General features: G+C 52.3%; 15 protein-coding genes. 1 reads left to right on the top strand and 14 read right to left on the bottom strand.

Translation table 11 applies throughout. The features are described 5' to 3' along the window. Positions 1 to 49: 49 nt before the first annotated feature. Positions 50 to 967 (bottom strand): polysaccharide deacetylase family protein, encoded by a 918-nt coding sequence (locus tag ABEW73_RS06935; protein ID WP_430162794.1) that lies wholly within the window; start codon positions 965 to 967, stop codon positions 50 to 52. Then, the gene (locus ABEW73_RS06930) at positions 939 to 2,261 is read right to left on the bottom strand and encodes an MFS transporter (protein ID WP_430162791.1); all 1,323 of its coding nucleotides are present in this window, start codon (positions 2,259 to 2,261) and stop codon (positions 939 to 941) included. Before ABEW73_RS06930 ends, ABEW73_RS06935 begins: the two co-directional genes overlap by 29 nt. Positions 2,262 to 2,475: 214 nt before the next feature. Between ABEW73_RS06930 and ABEW73_RS06925 the strand changes: the two genes are divergently transcribed. After that, positions 2,476 to 3,192 (top strand): DUF421 domain-containing protein, encoded by a 717-nt coding sequence (locus tag ABEW73_RS06925; protein WP_430162789.1) that lies wholly within the window; start codon positions 2,476 to 2,478, stop codon positions 3,190 to 3,192. Positions 3,193 to 3,243: 51 nt separating this feature from the next. Here ABEW73_RS06925 and ABEW73_RS06920 read toward each other — a convergent pair whose 3' ends face one another. From ABEW73_RS06920 to ABEW73_RS06865, 12 genes are all read right to left on the bottom strand, one after another. Continuing rightward, a complete protein-coding gene (locus ABEW73_RS06920) occupies positions 3,244 to 4,275 on the bottom strand; it encodes a copper amine oxidase N-terminal domain-containing protein (RefSeq protein ID WP_430162786.1) in 1,032 nt (343 codons plus the stop codon). A 167-nt stretch (positions 4,276 to 4,442) separates the two neighbouring features. Next, on the bottom strand, positions 4,443 to 5,042 hold the full coding sequence (locus ABEW73_RS06915) for a TetR/AcrR family transcriptional regulator (RefSeq protein ID WP_430162783.1): 600 nt from the start codon (positions 5,040 to 5,042) through the stop codon (positions 4,443 to 4,445). Positions 5,043 to 5,070: 28 nt separating this feature from the next. Next, positions 5,071 to 6,519: an MDR family MFS transporter gene (locus tag ABEW73_RS06910; RefSeq protein ID WP_430163052.1), complete on the bottom strand. Its 1,449-nt coding sequence runs from the start codon at positions 6,517 to 6,519 to the stop codon at positions 5,071 to 5,073. A 286-nt stretch (positions 6,520 to 6,805) separates the two neighbouring features. Beyond that, positions 6,806 to 7,525, bottom strand: coding sequence for a glycerophosphodiester phosphodiesterase (locus tag ABEW73_RS06905; RefSeq protein WP_430162780.1), 720 nt, complete (start codon positions 7,523 to 7,525; stop codon positions 6,806 to 6,808). 246 nt (positions 7,526 to 7,771) lie between these two features. Beyond that, positions 7,772 to 8,632: a carbohydrate ABC transporter permease gene (locus ABEW73_RS06900; protein WP_430162777.1), complete on the bottom strand. Its 861-nt coding sequence runs from the start codon at positions 8,630 to 8,632 to the stop codon at positions 7,772 to 7,774. Further along, positions 8,622 to 9,578, bottom strand: a complete 957-nt coding sequence (locus ABEW73_RS06895; RefSeq protein WP_430162775.1) for a carbohydrate ABC transporter permease — start codon at positions 9,576 to 9,578, stop codon at positions 8,622 to 8,624. Before ABEW73_RS06895 ends, ABEW73_RS06900 begins: the two co-directional genes overlap by 11 nt. Beyond that, entirely contained in the window at positions 9,578 to 10,915 is a 1,338-nt protein-coding gene (locus ABEW73_RS06890) for an ABC transporter substrate-binding protein (protein WP_430162772.1), read from the bottom strand. The genes ABEW73_RS06895 and ABEW73_RS06890 overlap by 1 nt, the downstream gene beginning before the upstream one ends. Positions 10,916 to 11,211: 296 nt before the next feature. Further along, complete coding sequence (locus tag ABEW73_RS06885; protein WP_430162769.1) at positions 11,212 to 11,766, bottom strand: glycerol-3-phosphate responsive antiterminator; 555 nt, start codon at positions 11,764 to 11,766, stop codon at positions 11,212 to 11,214. A gap of 614 nt (positions 11,767 to 12,380) precedes the next feature. Next, positions 12,381 to 16,250, bottom strand: coding sequence for a discoidin domain-containing protein (locus tag ABEW73_RS06880; protein WP_430162767.1), 3,870 nt, complete (start codon positions 16,248 to 16,250; stop codon positions 12,381 to 12,383). Positions 16,251 to 16,790: 540 nt separating this feature from the next. After that, positions 16,791 to 17,261, bottom strand: a complete 471-nt coding sequence (locus tag ABEW73_RS06875; RefSeq protein ID WP_430162765.1) for a DinB family protein — start codon at positions 17,259 to 17,261, stop codon at positions 16,791 to 16,793. 149 nt (positions 17,262 to 17,410) lie between these two features. Next, positions 17,411 to 19,483, bottom strand: a complete 2,073-nt coding sequence (locus ABEW73_RS06870) for an amylo-alpha-1,6-glucosidase (RefSeq protein WP_430162762.1) — start codon at positions 19,481 to 19,483, stop codon at positions 17,411 to 17,413. 23 nt (positions 19,484 to 19,506) lie between these two features. Continuing rightward, on the bottom strand, positions 19,507 to 21,636 hold the full coding sequence (locus ABEW73_RS06865; protein ID WP_430162759.1) for a glycoside hydrolase family 3 N-terminal domain-containing protein: 2,130 nt from the start codon (positions 21,634 to 21,636) through the stop codon (positions 19,507 to 19,509). Positions 21,637 to 21,651 lie beyond the last annotated feature (15 nt).

Here is a 21,651-nt window from a genome sequence, read left to right as displayed (position 1 = left end):
AACCCTTGCCGGTGCCGCGGCAGGGGTTGTTCTTCTGTATAGACCTATATCACGATTTTTTCGTCATGACCTTCATCAGCTTCACGGCCGAGCGCACGCGGGGCCTCTTCAAATGTTCCTCCACATAACGGTAATCCGTCAGAATCACCTTGGCATCCCGCAGTCCGTAAGCAAAATCGTCATCGAACAGCAGGCGATACTCCCATACCCGCTTCTCCCAATGCGGAACATTCGCCAGCATCCATTCATTCTCCGCTCCGGGATGGACATAGGTTTCACTGACTCCTTCAGGGAGTCTGTACAGCTTATCGATGAGCGATTGCTTGAAGCTCTCGTAGGTCTCCCCCTCGACAACAGGAAACGGATGCGAGAGCAGATAATCTGGGATCGGCACGCCAAACGTGTCAGCAAGGCCTGAAGCGAGTGCAACCGGACGCTCGATATTCGGGAGCGAGCTGAGCAGCGGATCCTCCGGGTAGATATAGCGGAACAGTCGTGCGGGGAGGCGCCAACGCGAAGTCTTCCACAGCATCTGCGGAATGAGGCTTCGCCCCGATTCCATCCCGTACAGGCTGCCCATGTGATTATCCACATGGCTGATGCGGATGCCGGCCTTGCTCGCCAGCCGGTACTGTGCCTCCAGTTCTTTTAACACGGCACCCGTCTCCGCCCCACGTTCGAACTCCTGAACGGTCCGGTATTGTTTGCCGCTGTCGTCATGCAGGGAAGGATGCCCGGTCAAGCTGCTCCATCGCAAAGCCTCGAATTCGCTCGTCAAGGTCAGATGCAGCCCCACGTTCGGTTGTCGTCGGCGCGCGGCCCAGGAGGCCGCCTCTTCAAAGCCGGGAGCCACGGTCATGATGGTTGCCGAGGAGACTTTGTTCTCCTCCAGCAGATGGCGGATCGCCTTATTCATGGCCTTGCTTTGCCCGAAATCGTCACAGTTGATGATCAGTCTTCGCTCCATGGTCGTGTCCGCCTCCTATGGTTTTTGAAAATTCGATTTTTGTTGCAAACGATAACAGAAAGGAAATTGCCAGCAAGCACAATGGAACGACGCTGATCAAATACCTGAAGGTCGATTCCGGATCGCTTCCCGGATTGTCACCGCTTTCATACCCAAATATTATGCCTACCACAAAAAATGCCAGAGCAGAGATCAATCCGCTGGAACGCGTAATAAATCCGCTGACAGCCGTATAGATCCCCTCTCTGCGCAGCCCGGTCCGCTCCGCATCCTCATCGATGATGTTGCCGCTAACCATGGCCGGCGTTACCAGAAATCCCGCCAGACCGAACCCAACGCCGATGCCTGCCAGAATCCCGCTGATCAGATCGTAACCAAACCAGAGCGGAATGACCGAAAGGCCATACACGCCGAGCGATAACCGCCATGCTCTCACACCATCCATTCTTCGGATCATCCAATACCAGACGAACACCAGTGGAATGACCGATACAAACACCGCTGCCAGCAGAATGGATACTTGATTGTCAGGGATGCTGAGCACGTATTTTGCATAAAATGGGATCGTGGAGCTTATCAGCCCATTTACCGTCTGGGCAAATGAATTGGAGATGTTAAACACCCAAAACTTCTTATTGCGCAAGGTTTCGCGGAACGCTTGGACAAGCTTGAGCGGCTCGCTTGCGGTGTACACCTCCTGCTCTCGGACGCTCATCATGCAGAGGAACATGAACACGCCGAACAGCAGCGCGTACAGAATCGCCATATTCGAAAATCCCATGGCGTCATAAATAATCGGGGTCAACGCGGTACCGATCAATAGCGCCACGACCTGGTAGCCCTGTTGGATGGCCGAGGCCTTCGCCCGGATGCGGTCTCCGCGGAACAGCTCGGGGAACAGCGCTCCATAATTGACCCATAATACGGTTGCTACCGCTTCATACAGGATAAGGGCAACCAAGAACCACATGAACAGTCCGTTCTCAGACAATCCTTCCGGCGGCGAGAACACCAGCACGAAGGTCAGCATGAACAGCGGAATGGCGCCGAACACCCACGGCCTGCGCCGTCCCAGCCGGGTCTTGGTTCGATCGGACCAATACCCCATGAGCGGATTGTTAACCGCATCCCAGATCAGAAATACGGTTCGTGCCAGGGATGCGAGCCCTATGCCAAGACCCAATGTATCCACGTAGAAAAAGATGTAAAAGGAGCTGAACGCCTGGCTCGGGACCATCATGGCAAACATGCCAAGCGAAAATGAATACGGCGAATTCACCCAACTGCGCTTCATCCGTTTCCCTCCATCCGTCATGGACGATTTTGTTGTACAGTATTCTGCGGATGGCGCGAATATACCTGCCCATGCGAAGGCTAAGTTGATTACGCCTACGGAACCGGACAATAGCCACGATGGGATCATAGAATTGGATGAGCATACATATTTTTCAGGGCATCGGCCAACCCTTCTAATGAAGACCGTAAAATTTCCAGAAAGGGTCTGTGCCATGGAACTCCTCAAAGATCTTCTGTTAGTGCTTGGGAGAATTTATACCATCTACCCGCTGCTCTTGGGCGTTACCTTATTCATGGGCCGCCGCTCCATCGGCGAGCTTCCCGTTTTTGACTACATCATCATCCTGTCGCTCGGTTCCGTGATCGGAGCAGACATCGCAGATCCAAAAATCGAACATATCCATACCGCCTTCGCGATCGTCGCCATCGGCGTATTACAGAAGATAGCCTCTGTCCTTCATGTGAAGAGCCGGCGCATCGGCAAGTGGATTACGTTCGAACCGATGATTGTCGTTAAAGACGGGCAGTTCATTTATCCGAATTTGAAAAAAGCCCGATACTCCATCGATAACATTTTGCAAATGCTTCGCGAGGATCAAATATTTGACATAGCGGAAGTCGATATGGCGGTACTGGAACCGAGTGGCGTCTTATCCATACTAAAAAAGATGGAGAAAACCGCCGTCACGCTGGAGGACCTGAAGTTAAAACGGCCGAATTCCGGGCTGTCTTACGCCGTCGTCAAAGAAGGACGCATTCAGACCATCACCCTCCAAAAATTAAACCTTACCGGGAAATGGCTGGAGACTCAGCTGGATGAGCGGGGAATCAAGCTCGATCAGGTGTTCTTCGCTTCACTCGATGAACAGAAGCGTTTAAATATCACCGTCTACGATAAGGAGATCCCGATCCCTCCCCTGTATCATTAATGATCCGAAAACAAGCCTGGCGCTGCCGCCAGGCTTGTTTGTGTTCATGACTTATTGTAGAACGATTTTGATCGCATTGCCGATTGGCGGCAGACTCTTGGTCAGTACCGGGCTGTAGTATCCGATAATTTCCGCATCGTCAGTCAATTCGCTCGTTTTCAAGGTTTTACCGTCTTTATTCACGAGAACCGTCTCAGGCGTCAAATTCAGAACGACTTCATTCGGCGATTGTTCCGTTAATCCTTTACCCTTAATCGTTACGCGTAGATTGCCGCCATCGGCATTGATGTCCGAGATGGCGCCAGCTGTAGCGAGCTGCTCCGCCTCTTCCTTGTCCAATTTAACGCTGATTTCAAAAGCGTGGGTCTGAGGAGGTAAGCTCGCCGTCATCGCCAAGCTGTGAACGGCTTCAATCTCCATCCCTTTCGCAAGATCCTTAAACTCGATCTTCTTGCCTTCCGCATCGCGGATGATGGTGCTCTCATCCACATTCAGAACGATTCCTTCGGTTCCCGTGCCGTTAATGTGAACGGCTTTACGATCTTCATTATTCATAATTTCACTGATTGTACCACTCACGGTTTCCTTCTTAACATCTTCTTCAGACAAGATGCTCACTTTCGTGCCATCGACCGATACGTTAGCTTGGAGCACTTCGCTGAAGAAATTAGCCGGGACATAGAGCGTGCCCTTCACAATTACCGGCGCAGCGCCGAGGGACTTGTACATTTTGTTAACCGTATACTGGTCTTTGCCCGTTTGCACGAGGGTCCAGATCGGGGATCCTGGTTTAGTCAGCTCCGCGGAGCGGTCCTGTTGATTCCAGCCCAGTTCAAATCCGAGCGCCTCGGATACGCTCCGCAGCGGGATCATGACCTGCTTCGCATCGGCGTTCATATAACCGGCACCGGCCACTTCCTTACCGTTAACCAGAACTCCATAATCAATTACAGCCGATATCACGACCGGTTGTTGTTCCTGGCTGCCTCCAGCCTGGGGTGCTGCATAAGCCGCTGCGCCACCGGAGACAGCGATGGCCGCAACCATCAATGCCGCTGCTTGCTTCTTCCATTGTTTGTTCATGTTCATCATCCTTTCTAGGTGCCTTAAATTATCATGTACAACTATACTGACGGGGCGTAATTGCCAAATGTTGCAATGAAATGATAAGTAAACGTGCCAATAATACGCGAAAAAGGCCGTTCCGGGATAGACTTATCAAGTCTCCCAAAACGGCCTCTTTATCTGACTTAGCGATGGATAAACAGCGGGTCAACAAAGCTTCTGCAATATTCCTCCGCAATCTGCTCCGCGCTGTACCCCATATCACGCATGTACAGAATGATATCCGCGCGCGGCAGAGATGCGAGCATCACAGAGGTAAACTGAGGGTCAAGCGGCATCAGTACTCCCTGCTCTGCCGCACGCTCCAGCAGGCGCTTGATCTGTAATCGCAAGAACGTGAAGGGCGGGTTCTCGCACATAATGTTCTTGGTGTCCTCCAGTCGGTCAGAGGTCAGCATCACCCTTAGCCACTCCAAATCTTCATTGAAATGCAGAATGACCTTCGTCATTACCGTACGCAGCCGATGAGCCACCGGTTCACCCTCACTGCTCTGAAGGTAAACGTCCAGCCCCTCCATAAACCGATCGATCTTGGCTTCCATCAGCGTGAAGCAAATCTTGCTCTTGCTGGGGTAACGGCGGTACAAGGTGCCTTGCCCGATCCCGGCCGTTTTCGCCACTTGATGCATGGAGACGTCCTCGACTCCGTATTTATTAAATAAAGCCTGAGCCGTATCCAAAATCTTTTGACCCAACTCGTCATTCTCTTTCGGCAATGCACGCATCCCTTTCTAATTTGAACACACGGGAACCTTATGCGGCAGACTGTTCTTCTTCAACGGGTGAAGTTGTACGTTTAACAAATAAGCCCAGTACTAAAGCGATGATTGCAAGAACAAGTCCGATTACAAAAGCATTATGAAGACCGGCAACCATGCTCTCTACCGGATTGAGATCCCCGGTTGTTTCAACGTAATTTTTAGCACCTGCTGTCATGATGCTGATAAAGAGCGCCATACCTACGGCTCCTGCTACCTGCTGCAGTGTATTCATGATGGCTGTTCCATGCGGATACAGCAAGCGCGGCAGCTGATTCAAGGCTGTAGTCTGGGCCGGCATCATAACCATCGAAATCCCTATCATCATCATAACATGAAGGAAGATGACATAACCACCGGTCCATGAAGAGTCAATGCGTGAGAATAGCAAAATAGCAATACTCAAGAGAGTAAGACCAGGGATAATCAGAACTCTCGGTCCGAATTTATCGAACAGCTTTCCTGTAATCGGCGCCATCAATCCGTTGATGATACCGCCTGGCATCATGACCAGGCCTGCCGCAAGCGCAGTTAAGCCCAGTGCGTTTTGCAGGAACAATGGCAGCATGATCATGGTGGAGAACATACTCATCATCAGCACCAGCATCAGTACGGTCACGAGTGAGAACATCGGGAATTTGAAGGTACGCAGATCCAGCATCGGTTCCTTCATCTTCAGTTGACGCCATACGAAGAGCAGCAAACTGATAGCCCCTGCCGTAATGCACCATACTACCTTCGGATCAGACCAAGTGCCTTCTCCGGCACTGCTGAATCCATATACGATACCCCCAAAACCGATAGTAGACAGAATAATCGAGATATAATCGACCTTCGGCTTGGTCAGTATTGATACGTTCTTAAGGAAGACCGCAGCAAATACGATGGCGAACGCAGCCAGTGGAATGACCAGATAGAACAACCAGCGCCAGTTCAGCGCGTCTACGATCAAGCCGGACAGCGTCGGTCCGATCGCCGGGGCCGTCATGATCACAAGACCGATCATCCCCATGGCGGCTCCGCGATTCTGAGGCGGATAAATACTTAGTATCGTGTTCATCAGAACCGGCAGCATAAGCCCTGTTCCGATCGCTTGCAGGATACGCCCTACCAGCAGCACCCCAAATACTGGTGAAAAGCCGCAGATAATCGTACCTATAAGAAATAGCGTCATGGCGCCTATAAACATCTGTCTTGTCGTGAACCACAGCTGCAGCAGCGCCGTGACTGGAACCAAAATACCGACAACCAGCATATAGGATGTTGAAAGCCACTGCACCGTCGACTCGCCAATACCAAACTGCTCCATCAAGCTTGGGAAAGCGATGTTCAGCAGTGTCTCATTCAAGATGGAAACGAACGCGCCAATAATCAGTGCGGCAACAATCGGCCCTCTCTTAATTTTGCTTAAATCAATCTTGGCCGAACTTGGCCCCACTCCCATATCCAAGAGCTTATCCTCCCTTATCTCTGTATACACGGACAATTGTCCGGTAATGCGTTTTTTATTGTAACGGACAATTGTCCGCAGGTCAACTGAAAATTTTCATTGAATTTTCAATAAAAGAAAAACGGATGCCGTCCATGGTACGAACCCGCCGGATCATGCTGTGGAGACACATAGAATTACGGGCAATTATGTTCTTCACAAAAAAAGGATCCGCCCTATGCCGCAACTTAGGACAGATCCTTCGATTTTAGTATTCACGCACGTCCGTTCCGTGAGCCCATTACGCGTTCAGCGCAATCTTCTCCTTGTATACTCTGGACCAGCCCTCCAGATTGTTCGTAACGATCAAGAGCTCAGGGTATTGGGCAAGAGATGCCAGTACAGCCTCATCATCTGGCGTCCAGACAATAAGCTGAACCCCCCGCTTGCGCGCTTCCTCCATAAATGAAGGGGTCACGTACACGTATTTGACGGACACATAACGAGCGCCTATCGCTTCCAGGTAAGGGAACACCGACGGCGTAGCTCCATATATCACCAGGCCCAGCTCGATGTCAGGATCCAGTGAACGTGCTCGTTCAATGGAATAATGATCGAAGGAGGTGAGGAATACCTGCTTCTCCATGCCCGTTTCCTTGATCACGTTAATGACCTTCTGTTCCAGGCCGGGGTAGGTATCCCCCATCTGCTTCAGCTCAATGTCAACGATCATCCGATCCTTGGCAAAGCGCAGAGCTTCCTCCAGCGTGGGAATGACTTCTCCTGAACCTGCATCCAGCTTGCGTATTTCCTCCAGCGTGAAGGCATTGATTGCCCCTGTTCCGTTGGTCGTCCGGTTTACCGTTGGATCATGGATCACTACGGGCACGCCGTCCTTCGTCAGCTGGACATCCAGCTCCAGGTGCGAGAAGCCAAGCTCCAGCGCTTTCCGAAAGCCCAGCATCGTGTTCTCCGGGTATTTTAGCGGATACCCTCTATGAGCCAATCCACGTACTTCCATGTGCCATTCCCTCCATATCTAAGTCGATTGTGCCTCGATCACGGCCAGTACCGTACGTTAACGGACTGACTTACGTAATCGGGATACCATTTGAAGCTCTATAGGACTGTTCGCCAGAAACTTTCCGATCCCTGCTGTCTGCAGCGGATCATAACCTTTGGGAGAAAACAGAGAGACGGCATGGCGGTGTATCCTTGCCCACCGTTTCCATACCGTCTAGAATACCTGCTTCATCCGGTTATGCGGTTATTTAAACGTCGAATTCGCCATCGCGGCTACGATATGCTTCTGCATGACCGTAAAGACCAGCACGATTGGGATAATCGCCATGACGCTGGACGCCATAATGACATTGAAGAACATGGCTTCATTTCCGGCAATGGAGTCCCTCAGCATCGCAATCCCTACCGTTAGCACGCGCATGTCGTTATTGTTGGTCATGATCAGCGGCCAGAAATACGAGTTCCAGGACGAGATGAAGATCAACACGCCCATGGTAACGATCGTTGGCATCGCCATCGGGAACAACAGCTTGTACAGTATGGAGAAACGACCGGCTCCATCCACTCGCGCCGCTTCCAGTACGTCGTTGTTAATCGATTTGAACGCCTGCCTGAGCAGGAATATCGCGTAGGCGGAAGCCCCGTGGGGCACAATGAGCGCCCAGAACGTATTCAGCCAATCCAGCTTAGACATCATGACGTATACCGGAACGAAAATAACCTGTTCCGGCACGATCAATGCTGCGAGAACGAGCAAGAATAGAGCGTCCCGTCCCCAGAACTTCCCCTTCGCAAATGCATACGCCGCCATAAGCGCCACGTTTAGCTGCAGAATAATCGTTCCGACTGCCATGAGCAGCGTATTGCCGAAATATCGTGCATATGGGATAACCCGGAAGGCTTCGGCAAAGTTCTGCCAGGCAAAGGTTTCCGGCCAGAATGTAGGTACGGCCATCCGCATCTCAGACTGCGTCTTGAGCGCGCTGATCAGCAGCCAATATACCGGAAAGAACATGACGAGCGTCACGATCACAGCTCCGATGATACGGAGCGCCATCATGGTCTTTCGGTACTTGGCGGACCCAGCCATATAATTATCCTTCATAGTGCACCTTCTTCCTGCTGACCACCCATTGTACCAATGTTAACAGCAATATGATGACAAATAGAATCATGACAAGCGCCGAGGCTCTTCCTGTTTTGAATTCATCAAAGGCCATCGTATAGATCCAGTACACAATCGCGTTTGTTGCCTTAAGCGGACCGCCGTCCGTCATAACATCGATCGACTGGAACACCTGCATAGAAGAGATAAAGCTGGTGATGACAAGAAACAGTGTCATAGGCGACAAGAGCGGCAGCGTAATGTTGCGGAACTGCCGGAACTTGCTGGCTCCATCAATCGAAGCCGCCTCATAATACTCCGCTGGAATCCCACGCATGCCCGCAATAAAGAGAATCATCGCAAAGCCGACACCCTTCCAGACCGAAACGGCGACCAGCGCCGGCAATGCCGTCGAAGGGTTGGTCAGCCATTCGACCGGTTCCATGCCGAACCAGGAAACAATAGAATTCAGCAGCCCATATTGCCCGTTGTAAATCCAGGTAAATACCATGGCGGCGACAACCATCGAGACATAATACGGCATGAAGATAACGCCGCGCATGAAACCGAACAACCGTGAGGATGACACGTTGAGCAGCAGCGCCAGCATCAGCCCGATGACAAGCGTGAACACAACGTCCATGACGGTGTACAAGAACGTAACCTTCAAGGAATGATAGAAATCCGGGTTCGACAGCAAGCGCGTGTAGTTATCGACGCCCACGAACTTCTTCATGGGCCGCGTCATATTCCAGTTCGTAAAGCTGATGTACACGGAATAACCCAGAGGATAATACAGGAACACGCCCATGAATAACAACGCCGGGACCGCGAACGAAAAGTCCTTCCACTTCTCAATCAACGTATGGGAGATCCGTTTAGAGACCGAAGCGGTCGCCCGATTGGACACCGCCTTTGTCATTGGTTTATTGGTCTCCATAGGCATCACTCATAGTCAGCCAGAATATCGTTGATCTTCTTGGCTGCATCCTGCATAAGTGGTGTCGGATCTTTTTTGTTCAGCACCATTTCCCCTACAACTTCTTTGTAAACTTCGCTGAATTCAGGGTAAGCCGGGTGCTGCATGCGCGGTGTCACTTCGTCAAAGTGCTCGTATACCGCTCTGTATTGCGGCCATCTTTCGAAATATTGATTGCCTTCCTCAGACTCAATGGCGGATTTTCTTGTCGGCAGGTATCCAACGGATTCAGCCCACTTAATGTTTTGCTCAGCCGAAGTCATGAACTCGATGAATTTCCACGCCGCTTCCTTCTCCAGATCCTCGGCACCGTCCATCATGACGATCCCCGCACCGCCGATGTTGGAGGTCCGTACTTTATCACCAGGGATGAAGGATACGCCAACCTCGAAGTTCGCATTCTCGCGGTACATTTTCAGCATCGCGGAAGTATGCTGTACCATCGCGATTTCACCGTTCAGGAACATTTGACGCATATTATCGGAGGCCCCTTTACCGAAGCCCATATGCATGCTGCCGTCATTTTGCCACTTGTAGAAATTCTGGAGGTAACGGAGAGAATCCTCATTCTCGACAGCCGAGGCACTCAGGTCCTCCGTCAGAATTTGTCCACCGCCGTTAATGTTCCACGGGTCATAGTACCATGTGTCCCAGCCTGGAACAGAGAAAGCATAACGCGTCGTTTTGTCGCCTTCCTTTTTCGTTACTTTCGCATTGAAATCCTCGATCTCATCCCATTTCGCAGGAGGCTCTACGCCCAGCTCGTCCAGCATCGTTTTGTTGTAGACGAATACGCTGGTGCTGACGATCAGAGGGAATCCAAACTGTTTCCCGTTGTAGGCATAAGCGTTCAGCATACCTTGAGCGAAATCATCCATCTTCACTTCGTCGCGCTTAATCCACGGACCCAGATCGGCAAAAACGCCGCTGTCCGCAAAGTTAGCGAGTGAAGATACCTCAACATTCGTAACGGCCGGCACATCGTTCGCTGCTACTGCAGCCGATAATTTTTTGTGAAGATCAGGATAGCCGCCTTGGAACACCGGCTCTACCGTAATATGCGGATACTTCTTCTGGAACTCTGCAATCATGTAGTTCAAGCCTTCCAGTTGAGCATCCGCGTGGGCATGCCAGTACTGGATTTTGACAGGCGTCGTATCATTCTTCATATCCATCGAAGCAGCTTCCACATCGTCGAGCGAAACCTCTCCTCCGGCACTTTCACTTCCACCGCCGCCTCCGCAAGCCGTGGTAATAACCATAAATATGGTCAGTAACATTAACAACCATGATTTCTTTTTCATAGATGATCTGTTATCCCCTCTCGAATCTATTCATCATTCATCTTCATCACTGCTGTCTATCCACTTCATCAAATGGCCGGTTCAACGGCACGCGGATCCTAAAATGGGGGGATTCCCCCATCCAATCAACCCGTCTACCCCTTAAAAAGCGCACAAAAATAGAGACGTCAAAAGAGCGCAACCTAAGAGCCACCACCTCCTATAAAAGCTAAAGTAGCTGCTACTCGGGTTATCTCATCGTCTCCACCCCTAGCAAATATGTAATTATAGTTAATCCATCAACCGTACAGGGAACCTTACGTCCAAAAACGCGTATCTCCTGTAGATACGAGGTCTGCACCATTTGCCAGCGCCTCATCGATTTCTTCCTCGCTTCGTAAAAAACCTCCCACAATAAGCGGACAGTGAATTTCCTTCTTCAGGTCGCGGATCACGCGGGGTATGAGTCCCGGCATTAATTCCACCTCATCCGGGCGGGCTTGTCCGATCATTTTCACTGCGGTTCTTAAAGCTGTCGTATCAATGGCAAACACTCGCTGTATCGAGCTAATGCCCGCTTGGCGCGAAGCCAATACCGTATTCGTCTTCGTCGTAATAATCCCATCGATCTTGTACGAATCCGCCAAATACTGCACAGCCGAATTATCCCGGCCAATGCCGCTTACCATCTCCAGATGAACAAACACTTTTTTGCCTGAGGAGTGAAGTCGATTAACGATATCCCTGAGTTTTATGATATCGCCTGTCATCAGGTTCACACGCTCCACCGTGCTGTTCACAGCTGCATCGATCTGTTCCAGCTTGGTAATCGAAGCGATTACGGGAAGACGCCGTTTCCTTTGATCTGCCATAAGTGCGTGTCCTCCTTTTACCGAACACTCTTATGATAAAGCGATAAGATCATGACAGTATTAACGATATGTAAAATCTGTGTTAACGGCACTCACCAGGGCTTCGATATATCATGTATACGCTTACTATTTAGTTAACAACAGATTCTGCTATATCCTGGTTTGGTCGATTCCCCCTAGACTTAGGATCATTCGGTTCAGCGAAGAGGATAGCGCTTTCAGAATAGCTTGCCAAACTATTTAATATCTATCATAGAGGAATGATTTAGCCATAGTCTATAGCGAAGTTTGTATTATTTTGTCGAATTTAAAAGAATATCAACTCAATGTAACAAATATCATGGCGCGAACGACGATTCTATGACACCGCAACACCTCTTGTTGGGGATTTACGAGAGGAAAAAGGTGTGGTAATGTTTCACCCATCCGCAGTTATGGTGCATCTAGAAAAAGGTTTCCTGAAGCGTAAGCTAAGATAGAGCATGGAACAGGCCGCCCGGAAAGTTCGGACGGCCTGCGGTTCCATGCTTCAAATGCACCATTCGGGTCTGCTCTGCCCTTAGCTTAGCTGCTTGTTCTGCAAGCCGCGCTGATCTTACTTCACAGCTTGAGTATTAAGGATTCACATGAATCGTAAACGTCGATGTGTTATTCTTGATCGGCGTTACGGTATCGGTGATCTTCAGGTTATTAAAGGTCACGCTGCCCACGGCCGGACCTTGGTTCGGTTCCGGCATTTCGTTAGCCCAGATCCCTACGCCTGATTTCGCGTCAAATGCGTCGCCGCTCTTTTTGGCCCCGGAGATCGTAATGTTCGTAAAGATCGTATCCTTGACCGGGTTCTGCGGCTGCCCGCCAACATAATTGGTCTGGAACATGATGCCGTGGTAAGTCGGATCGATAATGTCCACGTCCGTTACCCGAATGCCCTGGAACACCTTTGAGGCTGAGAACAGCCACATTGCCGGGAAGGTCTGCTGGTTCCAGAAATGGCCGCCCGCACGGACAATCGAGATATTCTCGAATTGGGTCGGCGGCGATGCGCCGAAGCCGTTCATCGGGTATCCGAAATCCAGCGAGCTGATCGTGACGCCGGAATAACAGAGCGTATCCGCAATGTAGATATTACGAAACGTATTGCCGTAACCTCCATATACCGCAAGGCCCGCCGCACGCCAGGTCAGCAGCGAAGTCAGATTCTCGTAGACGTTATCCTTCTCGTCTGCCCCTCCCGCATCAATCGCGGAGAACAAAGCAAAGCTGTCATCCCCTGTTGCCCGTGCTTCAATGTTGCTCACGAGATTGTTCGTGCTGCCGTTGGTCATGTTGATCCCATCAGCAAACACGTTGCGGATCCGGGAGTTGGTAATTTTCATGTAATCCGTATTGGCGCCCCAATACATGCACACTTGGTGCTCCACCCAGATGTTATCGATCGTCATGTTCGCAACGTTCGAGAAATCGAACACTTTACCCGGTCCGTCGATCCGGGAGGTGTAATTGCCAAAGTATGCAAAGTTCGCGAAGGTGGAGCCGTTCGCCGTTGCATTGATGGAAAATCCGATATCGGTATTGTTCTGTGACGATGGGCCGGTAAAGCGGGTAAACCATGGGCCCGCACCGACGATTTTCACCGGTTTGCCGTAAACCTGGAACTTATTCGATGTCTGATAGGTTCCGGCCGGGAGATAGACGCCGACCAGATTCCCCGTTGTATCCATGCGGAATTTATCCAAAGCATTCTGCACGTCCTGATGCGTAAAACCTGCCGGAACGACATATTTAGCCGGGTCCGGATTCGGGATTAATGTCACCTGCTCCAGGTTGATAAAATCAATGGCGTACTGGCTTGTGTTGGCTGCGTCCTTCTGCAGGCGGATTTTGCTTCCCTTCGGGATGGTGGTATCAAACATGATGTTGGCCTCGTCGTATATGTGACGCGGTGCTCCTGCAGACGGGCTGTTGCTTGGATTGGCCTCATCGCCATAGAGCCATGCATATTTGGAAGTGAGATTGATTGTCTTGGTAAAGACACCATCCACATAGACGTTCAACGTGGCATCGATCCCTCCGCCGCCAGGCGCATCCGGAATCGAGAAGCGCGTAACCAGGCTATTCGTGCTGGCTTTCGCCGTGAACTCTACGAAGCTGCCTGTTGAATGGAGTGTGACCGCCTTCCGGCCGGATGCTTCACCGGCAATATCCCCGATGTTGCGGTTCGGCCCGACCACAGCCGCTCCGCCGCCAACGACGGCATCCTCGGCCTCATACATGTCATAAGGCATATTCGCCCCCCGTCCGATAAAGAGCGGGCTTGTTGCAATGTTGTTAGCTTGCTTCACCGGCAGCTCATTGGCATCCACGGCCACCTCGGTCTTCACGTTGTACTTGCCGTTGGCCGCCGTCCAGCTGCCTACGTTCACCGGTTGAGCCGAAACCCCGCTGGCGATGACGCCATTCACCGTGCCTGTAAAGGTCTGAATGACGTTGTTTGTATTCGCATCGCTCAGGGTCACCTTAATGCCGTGGGCACCTCCAGCGGAAGCGGCCGTACCCTGGTTCTTCACCGTGACGGTGAAATTCACACTGTTTCCGGCAGCCGGATTGCCCGGTGACCAGCTTGTCGCTGCCACCAGGTCGGAGCTTTGAACAGGGCTGATGACCATGGATGTCGGATGCGTGTAGCTGTTATTGGCTTCGTTCTGCTCCATGACGGCATTGTTCTCATCCACCTTGGCCGTGAGTTGATATGTTCCCGCCTCCTTGGCACCGAGATTCAAGGTCACGTTAGCCGAAGCATCGGCTGCGAGTCCCGCCACATTCGAAGTACCGAGCTTGGTATTGCCATGGTAGAAATTGACGGTTGTTGCCCCGGAAGAGAGGGTCCCGATGTTCTTCACTACGGCCGTTAATACAATGCTATCGGTTTCCACCGGGTTCACCGGTGTCCAGGACATTCCCGTAATGGTCAAGTCCGGATTGGATGCAGGCGTGCCGATGACTTGAAACTCGGCAATCTGGCCTCCGGATGAACCCGTATTTGCCGTGATCCTCAGCTGCACGGCATTCACTTTGGCGATAACCGGAATGGTCACCGTATTGCCCGAGACCGGGTTAAAGGTATACTGCGCAGCGGATACCAGATTTGTGAAGGCGGTACTGTCCTGATCATGACCCAGCACCTGAATCGTCTGCGTCCGCGTTCCCCACTGGCTATCCGGATTCAGCTTCAGCACAACCGACGAGATGTCCGCGTTGGAACCTAAATCGACGGTCAGCGTATGCGGATAACGGTTGGCACCGCCTTCCCAATACGTGCTCAAGCTGCCATCATTGGCATTGGAAGCGGCATAAATGTATTCGTTCGAGGAAGCCGTGATCGGTTTGTTCAGTGCCAGATTGGTTCCGGTGCCTCCGCCGCCGCTGCCCGTGCGGGTCACCGTGTTACTGGCGGCAGATACATTACCGGCTGCGTCTTTGGCCTTCACATAGTAACTGACTGTGGCGGCTGCAGGCTGATTATCCGTATACGTCAGCACATTTCCGGCTACGCTTGCTCTCACCGCATTATTGGCATAAACATCGTACCCCGATACACCGACATTGTCCGTTGATGCCGACCAAGTCAGCTTAATCTGGCCTGAAGCTGGCTCAGTATAAGCGAGGTTGCCCGGGGCAGTCGGAGCCTCTGTATCCCCGGCCGGTGCCTGGCCGTACACTTCGAACTCGGAAATCTGACCGGCTGGCCAGGCTGTATTGGCGGTGAAGAGCAGCCGTACATATCGCGCCGATTGCGCGGTCAGATTGATCGTAACCTTATTGCCGTCTGCCGGATTAAATGTATAGACAGCGGAAGAAGACAGGTTGTTGAACGTTGAGCCGTTGCTGCTGCCTTGTACGGTCAACGTCTGAGATCTCGTCTCCCACCCGCTCGCGGGCAGCTTCAATATCACTTTGTTGACATTGTAGGAGCTGCCCAGATCCACCTGAAGCCACTGAGGAAAGGCGTTGTTGCTGCTTTCCCAGTAGGTGGCCTGGTTAGAATCATTGGCATTCCCGGCAACATAAGTCTGGTTATAAGAGCTGGCCGTCATATTCTTGCCAGCCGCCAGATTGCCTGGCTCCACTGCGATTACGGCATCCTCGGCTGCTGGCGCTTTTGCGTCTTCGCCGGATACAGGAGCTTTACCTTCTTCGGACCCACTGCCCGGAGTGTCTTCATGGCCTGAGCCATCTCCTGAAGCCTCCTCATGACCGGAGCCGGGCTGGCCTGCGTCCGGCTGATTCATAGCGGGTCCCCCCGCTTCCGGATCGCCATCCCATTGCTGCCCATCTCCAATCTGAACGGCTGAATGCAAATCGGTATGGGATCCCTCTGCAAAGCCCGAGTCAGGCACAATGATCAGTTGTGTCCATATCAGCATCAATACGAGTAAACTCATGACAACAGGCTTGATTCTATTCATCAACCTTCTGGATTTCATGATCCAACCTCCTGATATCAAATGCTTTCCTTGTGTACATTGCATACATCATCTCGTCTTCTCGGCCGCATGTTGGGAGAATAAGTATGCGCTTACATCTATATTCCGTTCGTTCCGATCACCTCCCTTGAACTCCTATGTGCCCTGTGTTGGTCAACCGCCGCTGCAATCCACGTCACGCCGCAAACACGAATAACCCTGTTGGTTAACCCAAACATAGGTAAAATCTTGCGTGCTGGCATTGTTAGTAGTGAATCATGCGGAAATATAATGAGTGGGTATGCTGGTTCAGGTACTGCTGCAAAAGTAGAAGCATCATGACGTCGTGCGTAAATCTGCGGGGGAGCTTAACGATGGGTGACAAGCATATTCCATGCTGTGTCATTACTATAAAGGATTTCCAGAAGAATTGACGATGCGCGATTGTATGTTTTTTAGGTGAATTTCTATGCGAGAAAAGGAAGGAGCTTTCAAATGCTGAAAAAAAGCCGGCCAAGAATGAATCCTTGTCCGGCCGGGCTGATATCCTCCACGCAATTGCTACTCGAATAACGGTACCTTCGGGTCCTTCCCGTTACAATGAACCAGCATGGCATGCAGCTGTCCTCTGTGATGATACACATGCGCCACGATTTCGAGCAGCCATTCGTACCTCGAATAGGTGACACCCCAGTAGGACGTCATCTCCTGATGGAGTTCTTCTTCCGTCATCTCTCTAAAAGCCTGCTCCAGATAAGAATAGCTGCTTAATAATTCAGCCTGTAAATCCTTCAGGTTATTTAACGACACGCCCTCGTAATAAGCGTCCATCTCCTCTTGCGTGGCGCCGCTCGATATGTAAAAATCAGCCCGGCAGATCACTGCGATATGCTTGAGCAGCTCTCCAACGGAATGTTTGCTCTCCGTCGGCTTTACGAGCAGGTCCGCTTCATCCAGCCTGTCGATAATCGCAACAACAGAAATGACAGCAACCTCGATTTGATGCAATGCATATGTACAATAGGAATTCATATGTTCTCTCCAATCCAAGATGTATACACGAATATGTTCGAACTCGCTCCACCATTATAGAACATACGTTCCTGACATTTCAACAAAAAAACAACCTGCCCCTTAAAAGCTAAGAGGCAGGTTGTTCCGCCATACTTCTTATGACCGAATCAGCCAACGAGATTGAATCCGGTTGTATTCTCAAGCACTTCCACATGAAACGTGCTGCCGTCAGCCTCGCGCACGACGCTTACGGACAGATGGCCGCTTCCAATCGCAATCTGCTCGGCCTTCAGTTCATTCATCCCTTCCGGAAGGAACGGGGACAACGCGATTTCCTTCTTCGCCGCGTTCGGATACAATCCGAGCATCGCCTGCAGGAAGACAATCGAGGTTCCCGCCGCCCAAGCCTGCGGCGAGCAGGTTGTCGGGTACGGAACGGGATGGCCCAGCTTTGCATCATGTCCGCAGAACAGCTCCGGCAGACGCTGGTACTCAAAATGAGCCGACGCCTGCAGCAGGCCGGAAATGACCTTGCCCGCCTCCTCCTTGAATCCCTGCTTGCCGAGTCCCAGCAGGATCATCGCATTGTCATGCGGCCACACGCTGCCGTTGTGGTAACTCATCGGGTAATATCCGGTGGAGTCTGTGCTCATCGTGCGGATGCCGTATCCGTTAAACATGTCGCTTCTGAGCATCCGCTCGGATTGCGCCTTCGCACGACGCTCATCCGGCAGCCCGCTCATGAGCAAGTGTCCTGGGTTCGAGGAGACGCTTCGTACCTGACGCAGATCCTTATCCAGCGCAATGGCGTAGCACTGCTCATCCTCCATCCAGAAGGTCGATTCAAAACGGGTACGAAGCTTCTCGGCTTCCGTTTCCAGCTTGAGGGCCAGATCCGGCTCGTCCAGCTCTGCGAAGACGGGTGCCAGCGATTTCTTCGCTTGATACACATACCCCTGAACCTCCGACAATGCAATCGGGGATTCCGCGTATTCCCCATTCTCATGGATGATCGAGTTGGCAGAATCCTTCCAGCCCTGGTTCGGGAAGCCCTTCTCGGCTTCCTGCTTGTAGGCCATGAAGCCGGAGCCCGCCTCAAGTGCGGAATCGATATAATCCAATGCCCGCAGCATATTCGGCTTGAGCTCCTCCGCAAGGGAGAGGTCACCCGTCCAACGGTAGTACTCGCCGATCAGCGCCAGGAACAGCGGCGTGGAATCGATGGTGCCGTAGTACGGCGAGAACGGGGATTGATTCGTCGTGACCAGCTCGCCATAGCGAATCTCATGCATGATTTTGCCCGGCTGCTCATCCCGCCAAGGGTCCGTCTTCTCGCCTTGATAAGCTGCCAGCGTTCTCAAGGTCCCCTTGGCATGCTGCGGGTTCACCGGAAGCATGAACAGGGCCGTGATCAAGCTATCTCTGCCGAATGGAACCGCGAACCACGGCAGCCCCGCGACTGTTGTATCGCCGAAGCCCACATCGGTCGTCAGCATGCGCAGATCCTGCAGTCCTCTCTGGTACAAGCCGCTGAACAGCGCGGAATCCGACTGGACCCGTGAGCTGTTCCCGTACCATTCTTCATAGGAGGCTTCGAGCTTCTTCAGCCCTTCTTCGTAGGTCAGCGGCTCCGTTACGGAATGCTGCTCCGTCATCGGCGTGACAAAGAAAGTAATGACCTTCCGCTCTTTGGCTTTCAGGGACAACGGGAACGAGACGTTCCCGGCCTCATCCGCCTGGCCGCCGTCCGCATCCCAAGCAATGCGTGTCTGTCTTTTCAGGTTATCAGCCCCGACGTAGGCCAGCGTCATATCCTGATCGCCGGTCAGAATTCCCTCCATCTTGCCAACTTCCCCGGTACGGTACTTACGGACCAGGAACATATCCTGAAAATCCGCGTCGAAGGAAACCGCGAACTCGATATTCGAATCCGTCACGAAATAATTGGTCAGTGTGCAGCGCTCGTACAAAATGCCATTATAGATGAAGCGCTCCCGAAGCAATTCAATCGCCCCTTCATCCTTGGCATCCTTCATCAGACGGAATGAAGCAACATAACTCTTGTCCCCCGTGGAGGACAGGAGCGAAGGCTTCTCGCCATCGATGAACAGCTCCATGCGGCTCAGAAAACGCGTATCCTTCGTATATAAACCATGGCCTTGTTCATCCCCCAGGACGATATCACCATTAAGCCCGGTCAGAAAGAATAAATCTCCTTCTTTAATTACACGGTAGTCCATGTTTAATCCCCCTTTGATTCCGGTTATTCAACAACTACAAGCTCAGCCTGCAGTCCTTCTTCCGAATGTGGTCCGACCCAGACATGGAACTTTCCGGGCTCTACCGTAAACGCAAGTCTCTCATCCAACAGCCCAAGTTCTTCACGTCCCAGCGTAAAATGTACCGTCCGGTTCTCACCCGGCTGCAGCTGTACCTTGCGGAATCCCTTCAACTCTCTGACCGGCCGGGTCGAGCTTGCAACCAAGTCGCGGATGTACAGCTGAACGGTTTCCTCGCCGGCTCTTTGTCCGGTATTCGTTATGGTCACCGATACATCTACGGACTCATCCCGGCCGATTTGATGCCGATCCAGCTGCAAATCCGTATATTCGAACGTTGTATAACTGAGGCCATACCCGAACGGATACAGCGGAGAATCATCGCAATCGATATAATCTTCGTACAAATGAGGACGTCCGGTATTCTTCCGGTTGTAATACATCGGAATTTGGCCCGTCGCACGCGGAACGGTAACCGGCAGGCGACCACTCGGATTGTAAGTGCCGGTAAGCACGTCCACAAGCGCATGACCTGTGGTGGTTCCCAAATGCCACGCTTCAACCACAGCATCCGCATGTTCATGCAGCCATGGAATGGCAAGCGGACGTCCGTTCATCAGCACGACGACGATCGGCGTGTCGGTCTGACGTTTCAGCTCCTGAATCAGGCGCTCCTGACAGGGTGGAAGCGTAATGGACGTTACGTTGTAATGCTCGCCCGTCATCGCTTCGGATTCGCCCACAACGACTACGGCGACATCGCACTGCTTGGCAAGCTCCACAGCCCGCTCGACTCCGCCATCCAGCTCCTCCAGAATGCCGCTGCCCGGCTCGTAGAACACCTCGGCTTTCGGTGCGATTTCCGATTGAAAAGCATCCCATACCGTGACAACGTCCTCGTCGCGGCCTTTCCAGGCCCAGCAGCCCATCGAATTGTGGCGATCATCCGCCAGCGGCCCGATCAGAGCCAGCTTCTTGTGCGCGCCGGTGTCCAGCGGCAAAATCCCGCTGTCATTCTGCAGCAGCACAATCGATTTCCGGGCGCTGTCCCTGGCCTGAGCCAGATGCGCCGCAGGAATGGCTTGACCTTTCGACGGATCTCCGGCTCCTTCAGCGTCTTCGTTTACATACGGGTTCTCAAACAATCCGAGGCGGAATTTCACCTGCAAGATGCGAAGTACCGCATCGTCCAATAGCTTAAGCAGCTCAGGGTTTTCCTGGACCAGCGTTTCCAGATGATCAAGATAGACTCCGGCGTGCATGTCCATGTCGACGCCAGCGTTCAATCCCTTCAGCGCGGAATCCTTCCGGTCTTCAGCATAGCCATGGTAGATCAGCTCCTCAATCGACTCCCAATCGCTGACCACCATACCCTCAAAGCCCCATTCCTGCTTCAATATATCCCGCAGCAGATACCGGCTTCCAGAAGCCGGAACGCCGTTCAGTTCGCTGAAAGCACTCATCACGGACAGAGCCCCTGCCCGAATCCCGTGCTCAAACGGCGGCAACACGGTTTCCCGCAAGGTCCGCTCCGACATGTCTGTCGTATCATAGTCCCGACCGCCTTCAATCCAGCCATAACCGGCAAAATGCTTCACGCATGCCGCTACCGTCGGGTAGCCATCCTCATTCGCGCTTTGAAATCCTCGGACCTTCGCGGCAGCGGCCAGGGAGGACAGATAGACGTCCTCCCCCGTGCTCTCCGCGATGCGGCCCCAACGAGGATCCCGCGTGATGTCGACCATCGGGGCAAAGGTCCAGCGGATGCCTTCCGCGGCCGCTTCTACCGCCGCAATGCGAGCGTTCTTCTCCATCCCTTCGGGATCCCAGCTGGCGGCTTCGCCGAGCGGAATCGGAAAGATGGTACGGAAGCCGTGAATGACGTCATCCCCAATGAGAAGGGGAATCCCAAGCCGCGTTTCCTCCACGGCCAGCCGCTGAAGCTCATTGATCTTTTTCGGACCATGCACATTCAGCAAAGACCCGATCTTTCCTTCGGCAACCAGCTTCAGTTCCTGCTCCTCGCACCGGCCATACTGGACCGTCTGGCCGACCTTCTCGGTCAAAGTCATCTGCGCGAGAAGATCCTTTGCACGCTGTTCCACGTTATCCATATCTAATCCCTCCCA

This window comes from Paenibacillus lautus, from assembly GCF_050482385.1.
GTDB lineage: Bacteria > Bacillota > Bacilli > Paenibacillales > Paenibacillaceae > Paenibacillus_AQ > Paenibacillus_AQ lautus_B.
This window is presented reverse-complemented; position numbering and strand designations above follow the sequence as displayed.